General features: G+C 40.8%; 11 protein-coding genes. 4 read left to right on the top strand and 7 right to left on the bottom strand.

What is annotated here, in order from left to right:
- Positions 1–213 precede the first annotated feature (213 nt).
- A complete protein-coding gene (locus tag IQ31_RS25475; RefSeq protein ID WP_145331043.1) occupies positions 214–4,260 on the bottom strand; it encodes a glycoside hydrolase family 2 TIM barrel-domain containing protein in 4,047 nt (1,348 codons plus the stop codon).
- A gap of 379 nt (positions 4,261–4,639) precedes the next feature.
- Here IQ31_RS25475 and IQ31_RS25470 point away from each other — a divergent pair, with 379 nt between their 5' ends.
- Positions 4,640–5,212, top strand: coding sequence for an RNA polymerase sigma factor (locus IQ31_RS25470; protein ID WP_075990961.1), 573 nt, complete (start codon positions 4,640–4,642; stop codon positions 5,210–5,212).
- Between the two features lie 24 nt (positions 5,213–5,236).
- The gene (locus IQ31_RS25465) at positions 5,237–6,343 is read left to right on the top strand and encodes a S1 family peptidase (protein WP_232475672.1); all 1,107 of its coding nucleotides are present in this window, start codon (positions 5,237–5,239) and stop codon (positions 6,341–6,343) included.
- Between the two features lie 79 nt (positions 6,344–6,422).
- Here IQ31_RS25465 and IQ31_RS25460 read toward each other — a convergent pair whose 3' ends face one another.
- On the bottom strand, positions 6,423–7,058 hold the full coding sequence (locus IQ31_RS25460; RefSeq protein WP_145331041.1) for a peroxiredoxin: 636 nt from the start codon (positions 7,056–7,058) through the stop codon (positions 6,423–6,425).
- A gap of 348 nt (positions 7,059–7,406) precedes the next feature.
- On the opposite strand from IQ31_RS25460, the gene IQ31_RS25455 reads away from it, so the two are divergent.
- On the top strand, positions 7,407–8,543 hold the full coding sequence (locus IQ31_RS25455; RefSeq protein ID WP_145331039.1) for an acyl-CoA dehydrogenase: 1,137 nt from the start codon (positions 7,407–7,409) through the stop codon (positions 8,541–8,543).
- Between the two features lie 73 nt (positions 8,544–8,616).
- Here IQ31_RS25455 and IQ31_RS25450 read toward each other — a convergent pair whose 3' ends face one another.
- From IQ31_RS25450 to uvrB, 5 genes are all read right to left on the bottom strand, one after another.
- Positions 8,617–8,991, bottom strand: coding sequence for a hypothetical protein (locus IQ31_RS25450; protein ID WP_244294580.1), 375 nt, complete (start codon positions 8,989–8,991; stop codon positions 8,617–8,619).
- 39 nt (positions 8,992–9,030) lie between these two features.
- Entirely contained in the window at positions 9,031–10,281 is a 1,251-nt protein-coding gene (locus IQ31_RS25445; protein ID WP_145331035.1) for a glutamate-5-semialdehyde dehydrogenase, read from the bottom strand.
- The gene (gene proB, locus IQ31_RS25440) at positions 10,278–11,309 is read right to left on the bottom strand and encodes a glutamate 5-kinase (protein WP_046672306.1); all 1,032 of its coding nucleotides are present in this window, start codon (positions 11,307–11,309) and stop codon (positions 10,278–10,280) included. The genes IQ31_RS25445 and proB overlap by 4 nt, the downstream gene beginning before the upstream one ends.
- 347 nt (positions 11,310–11,656) lie before the next feature.
- Positions 11,657–12,262, bottom strand: coding sequence for a porin family protein (locus IQ31_RS25435; RefSeq protein WP_075990955.1), 606 nt, complete (start codon positions 12,260–12,262; stop codon positions 11,657–11,659).
- 131 nt (positions 12,263–12,393) lie between these two features.
- The gene (gene uvrB / locus IQ31_RS25430; protein WP_075990954.1) at positions 12,394–14,427 is read right to left on the bottom strand and encodes an excinuclease ABC subunit UvrB; all 2,034 of its coding nucleotides are present in this window, start codon (positions 14,425–14,427) and stop codon (positions 12,394–12,396) included.
- Positions 14,428–14,709: 282 nt separating this feature from the next.
- On the opposite strand from uvrB, the gene upp reads away from it, so the two are divergent.
- Positions 14,710–15,357, top strand: coding sequence for a uracil phosphoribosyltransferase (upp, locus tag IQ31_RS25425; RefSeq protein WP_145331033.1), 648 nt, complete (start codon positions 14,710–14,712; stop codon positions 15,355–15,357).
- The last annotated feature ends 86 nt before the right edge of the window (positions 15,358–15,443 follow it).

The raw sequence follows: 15,443 nt of genomic DNA, 5'->3' as shown, positions 1-15,443 counted from the left end.
TTACCTTACCTTACCTTACCTTACCTTACCTTACCTTACCTTACCTTACCTTACCTTACCTTACCTTACCTTACCTTACCTTACCTTACCTTACCAGTTTAGCCTAGACAATCAATCGTTCCTGTCAATCGCTATTTGAACATAGCATAGGGTCGCTAACAAAAAAGCCAGCACCTGTGACAGGTGCTGGCTCAATATGCGATATAAAGCAAATTATTCAGCTATAACAGCGAATTCAGCTGCCGACGCATAATCGTCACCACGTTGGGAATTAAGTCCAGTAAAACGGATATAACGTCCTTTCACAGGCTTTTCGAATCGAACAGTTTTTAATTTTTTATTCCGTTCAAAAGATCCGGACATCACATCTTCCCAGTTCTTCCCATCTTTACTCACCTGAATCTTATAATCCTTGATATCACCATTCGGTCCATCCTGTCTTGGCAGAAAAGTGAAGCCCTTAATTGTTTTGCTACTTCCAGCATCAAAATCAACCCAATGTGGGTACTGTGCTACGGTAACCGAATACATCGTATGCCAAATCGAGGAAGGATTCCCATCCAGTAGGTTCTTAGCATCTCCTTCGCCAGTCTCTTGGCTTGAAGCAAACACCACTTCCATTGGAATAGTTTCGATTTTTGAGTATTGCTGTGTTACCTTTAATTTCTCATTATGCTGATACCAAGCAGTCACGGTACCACCAGTACGTAAATCAAAAGGCGCATTGTAGACACTTGCTTTCGCATTATTCAAACTGTATACAACAGGTTCATTCTTATTACCTGATAAAATAGAAACTTCACCGTTAGAACTTCTTGCCAAAGAAATTGGCGCATCACCGGCAGTCGCTACCTGAGCCTTTGCCATCATATCATTGTGCTGAATCGGACGGATAATAAAACCCATAGACGTTGGCACCGCTTTCACACGGTCTTTTTCCAACGGCGGACCTTGTCCACAGCTGTTACCGCCCAATCCTGTTACCGCAGCATCTAGATGTAGATGTACACCCGAACTTTTTGGCAATTGATAAGGGTGCGGCGCAAATGTCAGTTCGAGCTCACTATATTCCAAAGCGGAAGTTGCTAAATGATTTTTTGCAACAAAGATAGCTCCTTGACCATTATTGTTGGTTAATGCTGTCCAACGCACCTCTTCATTGTTGCTCATATTTTGCGGATTAGGCCATGGCACAAACTGGTCTTTTACAGTACTTTTGTGCAATTCAATAAATTGAGCAGTCTTCCGGTCAGCATAATTGTTGATCGGTCCACGTCCATAGTAACTATAATTGCCAAACTCGGTCGGTAATTGCAAAGAATAGCCCAATCGAGCTAAGACCACACTCGCATTATTGGATGTAATACTTGACGACAATTCAATAGAGCCATCCTTATAGATTGTCCAGATCTGATTGCTTGTAAATTTAAAATCATCCTTACCAAAAGGCTTATCCGTATGTTCTTTAAGGGTATACGTTCCAGAAGTTCCACCTAACAGTGATGCGCCATAAGGTGCTTGCGATTCAATCGTAAACGCCAATACAACTGTTCCATCCTTCTTGGTATAGCTATTTGAAGACAAAACCTTATGTTTCAGGTTATGCAATCCTTTTTCAAACCATCGTTGGTAAGCCCAGTTGTCATTGTCCACCGGAGCACGTAGTGCATCCAATTTAGGACCTTCACCATCGCGGATAACTTGTTTACCGGCATAGTTTAGATTATATATCGAGCCAGTTCTATTGTCAAACTTAACGATAAACTGATCTCCCTTGACCACCTGCAAATCACCTTCTTTGGAAAGCAACGGAGCCGCTCCTTGTGCAAGAGATGAAATCAACGGTTTATTTTCAGCCGCTTTGACAAACAGTTGTTCCTCCATTTGTACAAAACCTTTGGCTGCCCAAGGTCGATCCGTATTGAGAATAAACTGTACTTTTACAAAATACTCCGATCCCGCATCCAACTGCGCATAATTTATCGGCAATACAAGCTGCTTGCGTTGGCGCGCCTCGGGCAAATCTGTTGCACTGATTGTACCCGTGCTATTTTTCACCTCTACCCCATTTTTATATAGCGACCATTGAACCTGATAATCGGATAGATCTTTAAAATAATTTTTATTGAAAAGTTCAATTTTCCCTTGTTGAATATCAACAGCTTTTACACCCGCATTTTGGTACACTTTCTTTACCTCATAATACTGTGGCTTAGGTTTCATATCGGCAAAGATCAATCCGTTATTGACAAAGGTTCCATCATTGGGTTTGTCTCCAAAGTCGCCACCATAGGCAAGAAAGCGTTCGCCGGTCTTTTTATCATAATAATACATGGCCTGATCAATCCAGTCCCAGATGGCACCGCCCATAAAAAAGTTGGTCGATTCGATGGCTTCCCAATAATCTATTAGGTTACCAACGGCATTCCCCATAGAATGTGAATATTCCGAAATATGAAATGGATATTTCAATTTGTAGGTACCTTTTACAGCTCCTCTTACCCAGTCTATCGAAGGATATTGGTTGGACCCCATATCAACGATTGTATTGTTACGCTCGTATTGAACAGGTCGTGACGTATCAATTTTTTTAATCGCCTGATAGGCGGCCACGAAATTATCACCCGGACCGGCTTCGTTTCCTAGAGACCAAATAACCACTGCCGGATGATTGATGGTCGAATGCACCATCTCGATATTACGGGCCACATGGGCATTTTTCCATTCAGGAACATGAGAAAGAGACTCTTTGCCATAATAATATTCATGGCTCTCAATATTGGCTTCATCCTCGAGATAAATTCCATATTTATCGCATAAATAATACCAATAAGCAGGTTCTGGATAGTGCGAATTCCGTACATGGTTGATATTCGCCCGTTTCATCAATTTCACCTCAGCTTCCATCTGTTCTCTGGTCACTACTTTACCATGCTCAGGATTGGTCTCATGACGGTTGACACCTTTCAGTTTCACCGTCTTGCCATTGACATAATAATAACGTCCGGCCAAGCCAAATTCATCATCAGCAGCCTTGGTGTCTTTAATCTCAACCTTTCTAAATCCAACGTAGGTAGAAATAGTCTCTATCGTTTTGTTCTTTTTATCCTTCAATTCAGCGACCAAAGTATACCGATATGGTAATTCGGCAGACCATTTATCTGGATTTTTAACGTTCAACGTTGCTGCGATGCTATTGGAAACCTGACCATCCAGGGCTGGCACAGCTGATGAAGCTTCTGTCTGGTCAACAAGGGTATTCTCGTCACTGTATAGCTTATTTTTATAAAGTGAATAAACAACTTTATACCCTTCAGCTTTCTTATTTCCTAGATTGCGTACAGTACTCGTAATTTTCAACGAACCATTTTCATACTTGCTGTCCAAGTCTGGAATAGCCGCTAGATCGCGAATCTGAACTTTTGGCGTTGAAGTCAGGGAAACATCCCGAAATATCCCGGGCAATCTAAACATATCCTGATCTTCCAAAAAGGAAGCATCTGAACTGCGGTAAACTTCAACTGCCAACACATTTTCAGCACCCTTTTTTAAGTAAGGTGAGATATTGAAAGATGCGACGTTCCTTGAATTTTTTGAAAATCCGACATATTTGCCATTTATCCACAGGTAGAAAAAGGAGTCTACACCATCAAAATTGATAAATACCTCACGACCGTCCCAATCAGTAGGTACGGTAAAATTGCGTCGGTACGATCCCACTTCATTACGGTAGACATAAGTTGTCCAATCTTGGGCCGGTGTTCGCATGACTCCACCGCGCCAATCATCGACCTTTACTTGATGATGAAAGATCACACGTTGGTTCGTGTAAATAGGTACACCATATTTTAGGCTTCCATCCTTCTGTATACCATAAATATTCCAGCTCATCGGGACTGGAACAGATTCCCAGGCTCCAACATTATAACTAGGATCATAAAAGTCCTTTGGTCGCTCTTCCGGAGTCTTTACCCAGTTAAACTTCCAGGATCCATTGAGCGAAAGCCAATAGTTACTGTGCTCGGGAAGTACTTTTCTCGCACTTTCTACGTTCTGAAAGGAGAAGAACGAAGCATGTGGCAACTCCTTATTAAGTGATAATAATTGAGGCGATTCCCATTCATTCCCTTTTGGAGCCATTGCAGCTCCATACTGAAAACCGTCGATAGATGGCGTAATCGTTTGCCCTATCGCAACAGTAGTGTCCAGCGACAGCAATGAGGCTAGAATCGTTGAAAAAATAACAGAGTTTCTTAACATAATGTAATTAAGCAATTTAGTCCAGGAAACCAAATGTAACTTCATTTTGCAGTAATAACAAGCAGATTATTAAAGCACTCGATTGCGAAACTTTTTCGATACAAAAAAAGGCCATATAGAACGTTAAAATCGTTTCATAAGAGCTTCCTTCGAGAATTGTACATAAAGCAAAAACATAAAAAATAGAGATGGCGAAAAATCACGATGTCCTCCCAAAAGCAGCAGATTTCAATAAAAAACAAATGCTTTCGGTTTCAAGGAATAAGCCTTATTTTTGGGGATAGATTTCGCTTTAAACAAATAAAAGTTTACGTTTGAAAATATTTCGAAGAATTTTATTTTTCAAAGGGTTACAATTTAAGCATTAAGGTATTAATAGGTGAGTAAATTCAGTAAATCAGTCCTGCTAGAAAATGATGAGCAAATCATTGAAGGCATCAAAGACGGCAACAGCTTGGCGATAGATGCTATCTATAAGCGGTACTATCCGTCTATAAGCCATATGATCTTGCAAAACAATGGAAGTGAGGACGAAGCGAAAGATATTTTTCAAGAAGCTGTCATTGTGCTCTACGATAAAGTTTCCAAAGGGAACTTTGAGCTCAGCAGCAAACTAAAAACATATCTTTACTCGATTTGCAGAAGGCTTTGGCTTAAGCAACTCAATCGTGCTGGTTTTGGCAATAGTGACATTCGAGGTTATGAAGATTCCTTATTTGAGGAAGAAGATCTTCAACAGCATCAAGAACTTGAAAAAAAGTTCGATCAAATGGAGCTTGCCTTAGAGAAAATGGGAGAACCTTGTAAGACAATCTTACATGATTTCTACATCTTAAACCATTCGATGCAGGACATCTGTGAAAAATTTGGTTATACCAATACAGATAATGCCAAGACTCAGAAGTATAAATGCCTACAACGGCTGAAAAAAATATTTTTTTCAACAGATTAAAACTAGTGTAACACCATGGGAACAATGAATCAAAAAGAATTTTTCGAATTAGCAGATCACTATCTTCGCGGCGAATTATCGGCCGAAGAAAAAGCTGCATTTGAATCTTTTTGTGCTGATCAGCCCTCCTATGCTGCCCAATTACAACAACACCGAGAATTTGTTGCCAATATGAAAGAAACTAGTCAACGGCTGGATTTCAAAAATGCATTAGCGCAATCAGCAAAAGAATACCATAAAACCCAAAACAAACCCGCAAAGGTGGTTCCTATAAAACAATCAACGGTAATTTCACTTTGGGAACGTATCAAAGCAAGTTCTTTAGTGGCTGCAGTGGTAGCAGTATTTGCAGTATTTGGCACATTATGGCTGAGCGGTTATTACAGCAACCTCGAGAAAGCATCTTCCGATTACAGCGCGCTACGTAGAGACATGAACAATGTCAAAAAGAACGTCAACGCACACAACGCTGCAATCAGGGATATCAATGACAAAAAATCAGTAAAAGGTACCGAAAGCCAGTTTGGCGCAACAGGATTTATGCTGACAACAGATGGCTATGTTGTCACCAACTACCATGTCATTAGTGGGGCTGATTCGATCTATTTGCAAAATAGCAAAGGTGAATCGTATAAAGCACAAATCGTACATACCGATCCAAGCAAAGACTTGGCTATTTTATACATCGCGGATAAGACCTTTAAGAAAGCTAAAAGCTTACCTTACACATTCAAAACGTCGACTTCAGATCTTGGCGAAGATATTTATACGATCGGGTTTCCTCGTGATGAAGCAGTATATGGTCAGGGATACCTAAGTTCATCAACAGGTTATGCCGGCGATACCATTGCTTATCAGATCTCCGTGCCTGTCAATCCAGGTAACAGTGGCGGCCCCGTATTGGATAGCAGAGGTAATGTGATTGGTATTATTTCCGGAAAACAACGTGGCATAGATGGCGCTGCCTTTGCAATCAAAACGAAATCAATCTTGAATGCTTTAGCGGACATCCCAAGTGATTCACTGGTTACGGGTCTTAAGATCAACAAAAAGAATAGCTTGGCAGGTTTACCAAGAACAGAACAAATCAAGAAAATGCAAGACTATATCTACATGGTTAAAGTCTATTAGGACGCATTTATAACTTATAAAAAAAGGCAACGTTTTCTCATCGTTGCCTTTTTTTGTCCCTTAATACCAAGCCTAATCCTTACAGATTAGGTTGTGGCGTAGTTCTCAAATACGGTTTGATCTCTTTAAAACCTTTTGGAAATTTAGCAGGAATATCTTCTGTCTTTATCGCTGGAACAACAATAACATCTTCACCATGCTTCCAGTCAGCAGGTGTAGCCACTTGATAATCGGCTGTTAACTGTAAAGAATCAATGACCCGTAAGATTTCATCAAAATTACGACCTGTTGATGCTGGATAGGTCAACGTCAATTTGATCTTTTTGTCAGGGCCAATAATAAATACGGAACGTACGGTCACTGTTGCGGACGCATTTGGATGGATCATATCGTACAATTCGGATACATGATGATCTTCATCAGCGATAACCGGGAAATTCACTTCGGTATTTTGCGTTTCATTGATATCCTTAATCCAATTCAAGTGATCGTTTACATTATCGACGCTTAGCGCAATGGCCTTCACACCTCTTTTGTCAAATTCAGATTTCAATTTTGCAGTACGACCCAACTCTGTTGTACATACCGGCGTATAATCTGATGGGTGCGAAAAGAAAACGACCCAGCTATCTTTGATATAATCGTGAAAGTCTATTTCACCAATGGTTGTTTGCGCTTTAAAATTTGGCGCTTCATCTCCTAATCTTAAACTCATAATCTTATTTTTTAAATGTGTTTAAATCATATAGTCTACAAATATAGTAGATTAAATTTAGCAAACAAGTAATTCTTCAATTTTTTAAATTAAGATGAAAAAACTAACCCTAATCCAATTGAAAGTAAGGATTTTACCCAAAAACTTATTATGATTACCAAAAGTAGTATAAAAAGTAATTTATTAAATTACTATGCTTGCATAATATATATTTTGTATATTTGAGTATGGTGGTACACCGATCTCATAAAACGATTGTGAGTTGGGAGAAAACCTTTTGAGAGCAAATCTTATTAGATATATAAGTTATCGACTTGGTAACTGATGAACCAAAAAAACTGAAATGCCATGAATTTTGAATTAAGCGAAGAACATAAAATGATCCGCGACGCAGCGCGGGAATTCGCCCAGGAGCTAAAGGCTGGGGCAATCGAGCGCGATGAAGCCGCAAAATTTCCAACAGATTTTGTCAAGCAGATGGCCGAGCTAGGATTTATGGGTATCATGACCCCCGAAGCTTATGGTGGAGCTGGCATGGATACATTGGCCTATGTTCTTGTTCTCGAAGAAATTGCCAAAATTGATGCCTCTGCGGCCGTTATTGTATCCGCCCACAATTCACTGGTATTATATGGACTCAATGCTTTTGGTACAGAGGAACAAAAACAAAAGTACCTGATTCCTTTAGCAAAGGGCGAGAAACTTGGTGCTTTTGCGTTATCAGAACCCGAAGCCGGCTCGGACGCCTCCTCGCAGCACACAACCGCCGAAGATAAAGGAGATCACTATCTACTAAATGGCACAAAAAATTGGATCACCAACGGTGGCCATGCCGATATCTATCTTGTCATTGCACAGACACATCCTGAAAAAGGCCACAAAGGAATCAATGTATTAATTGTTGAAAAAGGACTGACGGGATTTACCATTGGTCCGAAGGAAAACAAATTGGGTATCCGCAGTTCTGATACCCATTCACTTCTATTTTCCGATGTCCGGGTTCCTAAGGAAAACCGCATCGGAGAAGATGGCTTCGGATTTAAGTTTGCCATGAAAACACTCGATGGTGGTCGTATCGGCATTGCAGCACAGGCCTTAGGAATTGCTGCCGGTGCTTATGATCTCGCTTTGGCTTACTCAAAAGAGCGAAAGACTTTTGGAAAGCCAATTTCGGACCATCAGGCCATACAGTTTAAATTGGCCGATATGGAAGTCGATATCGAGGCAGCTCGACTTTTGACGTATAAAGCCGCTTGGACGAAAGACCAGGGACTTCCTTACGGTAAAGAAGCTGCCATGGCCAAACTATATGCATCGGAAGTCGCCATGAAACACACTGTAGAAGCTGTACAGATCCACGGTGGCTATGGTTACGTAAAAGAATATCATGTCGAAAGGTTAATGCGCGACGCAAAAATCACACAAATCTACGAGGGGACCTCTGAAATCCAACGTCTGGTGATCGCCCGCGAGATTCTGCGCTAAGCTGTCAGTCATGTTATGCCCCCAAAAAGTGTCTAACTTTTTTGGGCATTGCATGACTGACAGTTTTTTAACTTTAAAGGCCCTTCAACTTGTTATCGATCATAGCAAGATATTGATAATCCTGAAAGGCAAAGCTCGCCGTTTCGGCCATCGCCAGATTCAAAATAAACTTTGCTTTGCGAAGTAAATTCTCCTGATTACCATCTGTAGCATTCAAACCATCAAACAACAAGGTTAAAGCCAATGGATGTAGTTGCTGTATTTGAAGATCTGTTTTGAGATATGCCGAAAGCTCACTTTCGGAAAGATTTAAAAAATAGGCCCTGCTCTTTTCGAAGAATTTTTCATAAGCATCTTCAAACACTGCTGGATCAGTCGGCTCCGTAAAGGCATCATGACCTTCTGTCCATATGCGAAGAAATTTACCAATTTCTTCGATCCAATTCATCAATACATCTTTTTTAAAACTTAATCCCATGATCTATGCTTATCTGATCTGTCCATTTCCACGGACAATCCATTTCTCTGTTACCAATTTTTCTAATGCAAATGGTCCGCGGGCATGTAACTTTTGGGTCGAGATACCGATTTCTGCTCCCAAACCAAACTCACCACCATCTGTAAAACGTGTTGATGCATTGGCATATACCGCAGCAGCATCCACTGTGTTCAAAAATTGTTCGATATGGAGTTCACTGGAAGAAACAATACACTCCGAATGTTTGGAAGAATATTTTGCGATATGCTCCAAAGCTTCGTCCAAACTCGAGACCGTCTTTATTGAACACTTCAAATCTAAAAATTCTCTTCCAAAATCATCTTCTTCTGCGCGCTTTAAATTTGAATAATTTTCACCTTGCAGTACCTCATAAGCTGTAGGATCCGCAAAAACTTTCACCTGAGCATCTTCAAAATAAGTTTTCAATTTCTGTAGAAACTCGGGAGCAATAGTGCGATCGACCAAAACAGTATCTAAAGAATTACACACCGATGGCCTGGAAATTTTAGCATTAGCAACAATTTTAGCTGCCATATCCAAATCTGCTGTACGGTCCACATACGTATGGCATACTCCCGCTCCTGTTTCAATGACAGGCACCTTAGCGTGCTCCCTGACATAATCAATCAATGACTGTGAGCCACGTGGTATGATAATATCCACATATTGGGTAGCTTCCAATAATTCCGAAACATGCTTCCTCTCAACAGGCAACAGTTGCACAATAGTTGTTGCGATACCATGCAGCTCCAAAATATTATGGATCACTTTCAACAGCGCTTCGTTGGTGTATAAAGCATCAGAACCACCACGCAATAGACAAACGTTACCCGATTGAATACATAGTGCAGCAACATCTATCGTCACATTGGGTCGCGATTCATAGATTACCCCAACGACACCGAGTGGAACCGTAATTTTCTCGATCTCCAATCCATTCGGCAATATCTTTTTTAGTAATAGCTGATCTGTTGGGTCTGCTAGCTGGGCTATCTGCTTAACACTGTCAGCCAAGCCTTTTAGACGATCGCTATTGAGCAAAAGACGATCCTTTTTGGGGTCATCATCAGACATACGATCCAAATCAATCTTATTCGCTTGTAATATATCCGCAGTATGCGCGACAAGACCATCTGCGATGGCATTTAAAATAGTTATTTTGGTATCAGGAGCCAGTTGTTGCAAAATTTGTTTTGCTTTGGCCGCCGCCTGAAGTTGTTTTACGATGGATTCACTCATAACAATACGATATCATTTGCATGTGCAATTTCTACATTTTTTTTACTGGTCTGGGACAAAGCGGATGAATCCATCTTCGCCCGGGCTACGGCAACAGTTAAGCCTTCTAGATTGACGATATTTAACACTTCTCCTTTTTCAAAATGTTCAACGATACGGGTTACCCCTACAGCTAGCAAACTTTTATGTTTCAATAATGCTTCTTCCGCTCCACGGTCAACCATCAATTCCCCTTTTATCAAACTTCCACTCGCAAGCCATTTCTTGCGGGAAGAGATCTTCTTACTTTGAGCCAGGCACAATGTACCAGTCTCGTGCTTAACCGCTTTTTGGATCGCCTCTTCGGTTTGCATACTAAAAATGACAACAGCGATCCCCATTTGATTAGCCAATCGGGCAAAGTTCAATTTCGAGGTCATTCCCCCCAATCCTACTGAGGATTTATCCTTCCTTGCCAAACCTAAGATATCCCGATCGATGGTTTCAATTTGCGGTATAATCTTGTTGTTTGCATCCAACACACCGGGGACGGAAGTACTAAACAGCAATTTTTCGGCACCAAAACCAACAGCAATCAAGGTTGCCAGCTCATCATTATCTGAAAACTTCAGTTCTTTATTACTCACCACATCATTTTCATTTGCGATTGGAATAACATTGTTCCGCCACAACTCCTCATACGTATTTTTCAATTGTAGAAATTGATCTCGATTGGAAAAATGATGTCGCTCACATAAACTCTGCGCCAATGAAATTTTAAACGGTCGGAAATAAGTTGAATACGTATTAATCAATATGGGGTTCCCAATTGCCGCGGCGGCCTTTCGTTCGGATAACGTTCCCGTATAACTGGGCAGAAAACGTTTACCGGCAGCAACAGCACCTGAAGAGACCAAGACAATATTGTATTTCTTTTGTAAGGAAGCAATCTGCCTAGCGATCTCCAAAACAATACGTTCATCAACTTCTCCCTCTTTCGTGGTAATAGAAGCCGATCCAAATTTGACAACGAGAATTGGCTTTTTCATTTTTTAGTATGTTTTAGTTTAGATTTGAGCACTAATTTACTGAGAAGAATTTGATTTACGCAAAATATGTTAACAATTGAACAATATAATTCAATTGAAAAACTCATGAAATAAGGTCGATTCCGATGGATCAGGAGGCATCCTGAGATGAAAGAAAGGAAAATAATTAGCGTAGATTTCAGAGGTCAATTCAGATCTCAGCGATCAGTACGAATGGCCTGAAGATGAAAACATAAAACTTGAGCTTACAAAAAAGCAGCAATTCCAATATAATACCAAAAAAGTTGCCACTTTCTGAGGCGATATAGGTGATGGAATGCTGCTTCTCGTTACAGATATATTTATTGCTATTTTTTTAGTATCTGATGGAGGTCAAATCGTAGGCCAACATTGAACGTACGGTTATAGAGTTTTACATTTTCATTGACGCTCATATCCTTCATCCCATAATTGGAGCCAATGAAGAAACCATAGCCCCCATTCCATTTGTAACCTAAGTTAAAACCCAAACCATAGTCTGAAGGATTGGTCGTTGCATCGTAAAATTTTCCATCATTATTATTCACAGACATCTGTATACCATAATAGGGACTAGCAGCAAGATAAATCCGACCTTCTCCAACCGTAATATTATAAGCTATGTTTAATGGAATATCGATCGCATTTCTTCGGTATGTTGTCCAGTTATTTTCAAGGGCATGCTTTGCCTCCATACCATTTTGGGTAAAGTTTACTTCAGGCTGAATAGAGAGTCCACCAACGAGCGGTATTTCAAGAAAAAGCCCTGCTGTAACACCCGAAATGCTTCGGAAGCTATAACTGTGCGTTCGTTTATTAGATACCAATGATCCGGCATTTGTGTACCCGGCGTTTATACCGTAGGAAATTTTACTTTGGCAGAACGCTGTGGAAAGCACAGAAAACAGTATTATACTGCAGATTAAATGTTTCATATGTGGTCAATTTATTTACAATTGCCACAAATATGCACGACGGAATCTTAATTTAAACGCTATTTAGCGTTGTTTAACAAATCTTAATATTGATTAACAATAATTAATACATATTAACAAACCAGCTTCCTTTACGATGGGAATCGCTCTTCATAGAGCTTCTCCAAGGAGAACATTTCATCACGATATTTCGCTGCTTCCAAGAAGTCCATTTCTTTTGCAGCTTTGTCCATTTTCTTCCTTACGTTATCGATCGCCTTCTTCAAATCTTTCTCACTGAGGTATTGCATCACTGGGTCAGCTGCAATGGCTTGCGACGGATCAGGTTCAACATAAATTTTAGGTTCAATACCCGAAAAATCAGCAACAGAAGTCTGCTCCAGAATCTCCTCCCTTGTTTTGCCGACTGTACGCGGTGTAATGCCATGTTCCAAGTTATATTTCATCTGCTTGTCTCTGCGACGATTGGTTTCATCTATTGTGACACGCATACTATCCGTCATTTTATCGGCATACATAATAACCCGACCTTTATCATTCCGGGCAGCCCGACCAATCGTCTGAATAAGCGATCGTTCGGAACGCAGAAAGCCCTCTTTATCCGCATCGAGAATAGCGACAAGCGTAACTTCAGGCAAATCAAGCCCCTCACGGAGTAAGTTCACCCCGACCAGGATATCAAATTCGCCCAAGCGAAGACCCCGTAAGATTTCCACACGCTCCAAGGTTTTAATTTCGGAGTGAATATAACGGACTTTTAAATTCAGCTTGGTCATATATTTGGAAAGCTCTTCGGCCATGCGTTTGGTCAATGTAGTAGCCAAAACACGCCCTCCTTCTTTGATGGTCTTATCGACCTCTTCCAAGAAATCATCGACCTGATTGATCGCTGGCCGTACTTCAATAATCGGATCCAAAAGTCCTGTTGGACGAATGACCTGCTCAACAACAACACCTTCGGTCTGCTGCAGCTCGTAATCGCCCGGAGTCGCGGACACATAAATCGTCTGATTCGTGAGGGATTCAAACTCCGGAAAGTTTAAAGGTCTGTTATCCAAAGCTGCTGGTAACCTAAACCCATGTTCCACCAAGGAAACTTTTCGCGACCGGTCACCACCATACATCGCACGCAATTGTGGTAAGGTCACGTGGCTTTCATCAATGACCAACAGGTAATCCTCCGGAAAATAATCCAGCAAACAGAACGGACGCATCCCCGGTTGTCTACCATCGAAAAAGCGGGAATAATTTTCAATTCCCGAGCAATAGCCCAGTTCACGCATCATTTCCAAATCATAATTGACCCGCTCTTCCAAACGCTTCGCTTCAAGCATTAAGCCCTCCTCTTCCAGTTGCGTTTTCCGTTGCATCAATTCATCTTGAATAGCCCAGATCGATTCTTTGAATTTTTCCTTCGGTGTAACGAAAAGGTTTGCCGGAAAAAGAGCAAGATCTTCCATCTTGTTGAGCGTTTTACCCGAAATAGGATCGATCTCACTCAGTTCATCAATTTCATCCCCAAAGAATGAAATCCGAATGGCATTATCCAAGTATGCCGGAAACACATCCACGGTATCACCTTTAACACGAAAGGTACCCCGTTTAAACTCTGCGGTCGTCCGTGAATATAAGATCTCGACCAATTTATGCAGGAAAGCATTTCTTGTGACAGTCATACCGACACCAAAACGAAAAATAGATCGGGAGAAATCCTCCGGATTCCCCATACCGTAGATACAGGATACCGAAGAAACGACAACAATATCACGCCGACCCGACATCAAAGACGAGGTAGTCGCCAAACGCAACTTTTCGATTTCCTCGTTAATCGCTAAATCCTTCTCGATGTAGGTATTCGTCGAAGCAATAAAAGCTTCAGGTTGATAATAATCGTAATAAGACACAAAATAGTTGACCGAGTTATTGGGAAAGAACTGCTTGAATTCACCGTACAACTGAGCCGCCAATGTTTTATTGTGACTTAAAATCAATGTTGGCTTTTGCGTTTCCTGAATCACATTGGCAACAGTAAAGGTCTTACCCGATCCCGTTACCCCCAAAAGCGTCTGGTATTGCTCTGCCTGCTCTACACCTGCTACCAATTGCTTAATTGCTTCTGGCTGATCGCCTGTGGGTTTGTACTCCGATGTCAATTCAAATTTCATATACTTCCTATTTCTTAAAGAAAACTATTCAGGCCTTTTCCAGCAAACATTGCACCACGAATTGCTTAAGCGTAAGCTCAAAAACAACTTTTATGATCCGATGGTTTCAATCTGCAAAAAGACGATTTTTCGACCTGTGATCCAGGCCATATCCTTCTAAGGTCTTACACAAATTTACTAAAAATTTTACCATTTTAGCGCAAACTATAATAATACCATAGATGTTATTACTTTCAATTGATTATTTATTATCTTTAGTTTAATTGAACTAGCACACACGCCATGGTCACTATTCTATCTACCCAAAATAGCATTGCAAATCATTTTATTGCCGAGCTGAGAGATAACATTATTCAACAGGATCGCATGCGCTTTCGTCGGAATCTGGAACGATTAGGTGAAATTTTCGCTTATGAAATCAGCAAGACAATGACCTACAAACCTGTTGAAGTTGAAACTCCGCTAGGTGTGGCCAAAACCCATCTCTTGATGGAACAACCCGTACTCGCTACAATTCTGAGAGCGGGCCTTCCCTTTCATCAGGGACTTTTAAATGTTTTTGATCAGGCCGATAACACCTTCATTGCAGCCTATCGGCATACAAAAAAGAGCGGTGAGTTTGAAATTCATAAGGAATATGTCAATACACCAAACTTAGATAACCGTACAGTAATCATTGTAGACCCCATGCTGGCTACAGGAAAGAGCCTCGTTTTATGCTGTAAGGATCTCCTGGCCGAATATGACGTCAAAGAATTACACATTGTTGCAGCCATTGCATCCGAAGAAGGACTAAACCACGTTCAGGCTTTTGTACCCACGGCGCATATCTGGGTTGGTGACGTCGACCACGAACTGACCTCAAAAGCCTATATTGTACCTGGGCTCGGTGATGCCGGAGACCTGGCCTATGGTGTAAAACACCATTAATGTGGATAAATTATTTAAAACTAAATTAACACTTAGCTCATTGAAATTCAGTAAATTTATGTCAATGATGAAGTTTAATTTTTTTA

Origin of the sequence: Sphingobacterium siyangense (assembly GCF_007830445.1) — a bacterium.
Lineage (GTDB): Bacteria > Bacteroidota > Bacteroidia > Sphingobacteriales > Sphingobacteriaceae > Sphingobacterium > Sphingobacterium siyangense.
Note: the sequence above shows the minus strand (reverse complement) of the source record. Positions and strands in the feature narration are given on the sequence as shown.

Coding starts and splice junctions, on each gene's coding strand:
- IQ31_RS25475 (WP_145331043.1), bottom strand. CDS start 4,260: ATGTTAAGAAACTCTGTTATTTTTTCAACGATTCTAGCCTCATTGCTG.
- IQ31_RS25465 (WP_232475672.1), top strand. CDS start 5,237: ATGAATCAAAAAGAATTTTTCGAATTAGCAGATCACTATCTTCGCGGC.
- IQ31_RS25460 (WP_145331041.1), bottom strand. CDS start 7,058: ATGAGTTTAAGATTAGGAGATGAAGCGCCAAATTTTAAAGCGCAAACA.
- IQ31_RS25455 (WP_145331039.1), top strand. CDS start 7,407: ATGAATTTTGAATTAAGCGAAGAACATAAAATGATCCGCGACGCAGCG.
- IQ31_RS25450 (WP_244294580.1), bottom strand. CDS start 8,991: ATGAATTGGATCGAAGAAATTGGTAAATTTCTTCGCATATGGACAGAA.
- IQ31_RS25445 (WP_145331035.1), bottom strand. CDS start 10,281: ATGAGTGAATCCATCGTAAAACAACTTCAGGCGGCGGCCAAAGCAAAA.
- proB (WP_046672306.1), bottom strand. CDS start 11,309: ATGAAAAAGCCAATTCTCGTTGTCAAATTTGGATCGGCTTCTATTACC.
- IQ31_RS25435 (WP_075990955.1), bottom strand. CDS start 12,262: ATGAAACATTTAATCTGCAGTATAATACTGTTTTCTGTGCTTTCCACA.
- uvrB (WP_075990954.1), bottom strand. CDS start 14,427: ATGAAATTTGAATTGACATCGGAGTACAAACCCACAGGCGATCAGCCA.
- upp (WP_145331033.1), top strand. CDS start 14,710: ATGGTCACTATTCTATCTACCCAAAATAGCATTGCAAATCATTTTATT.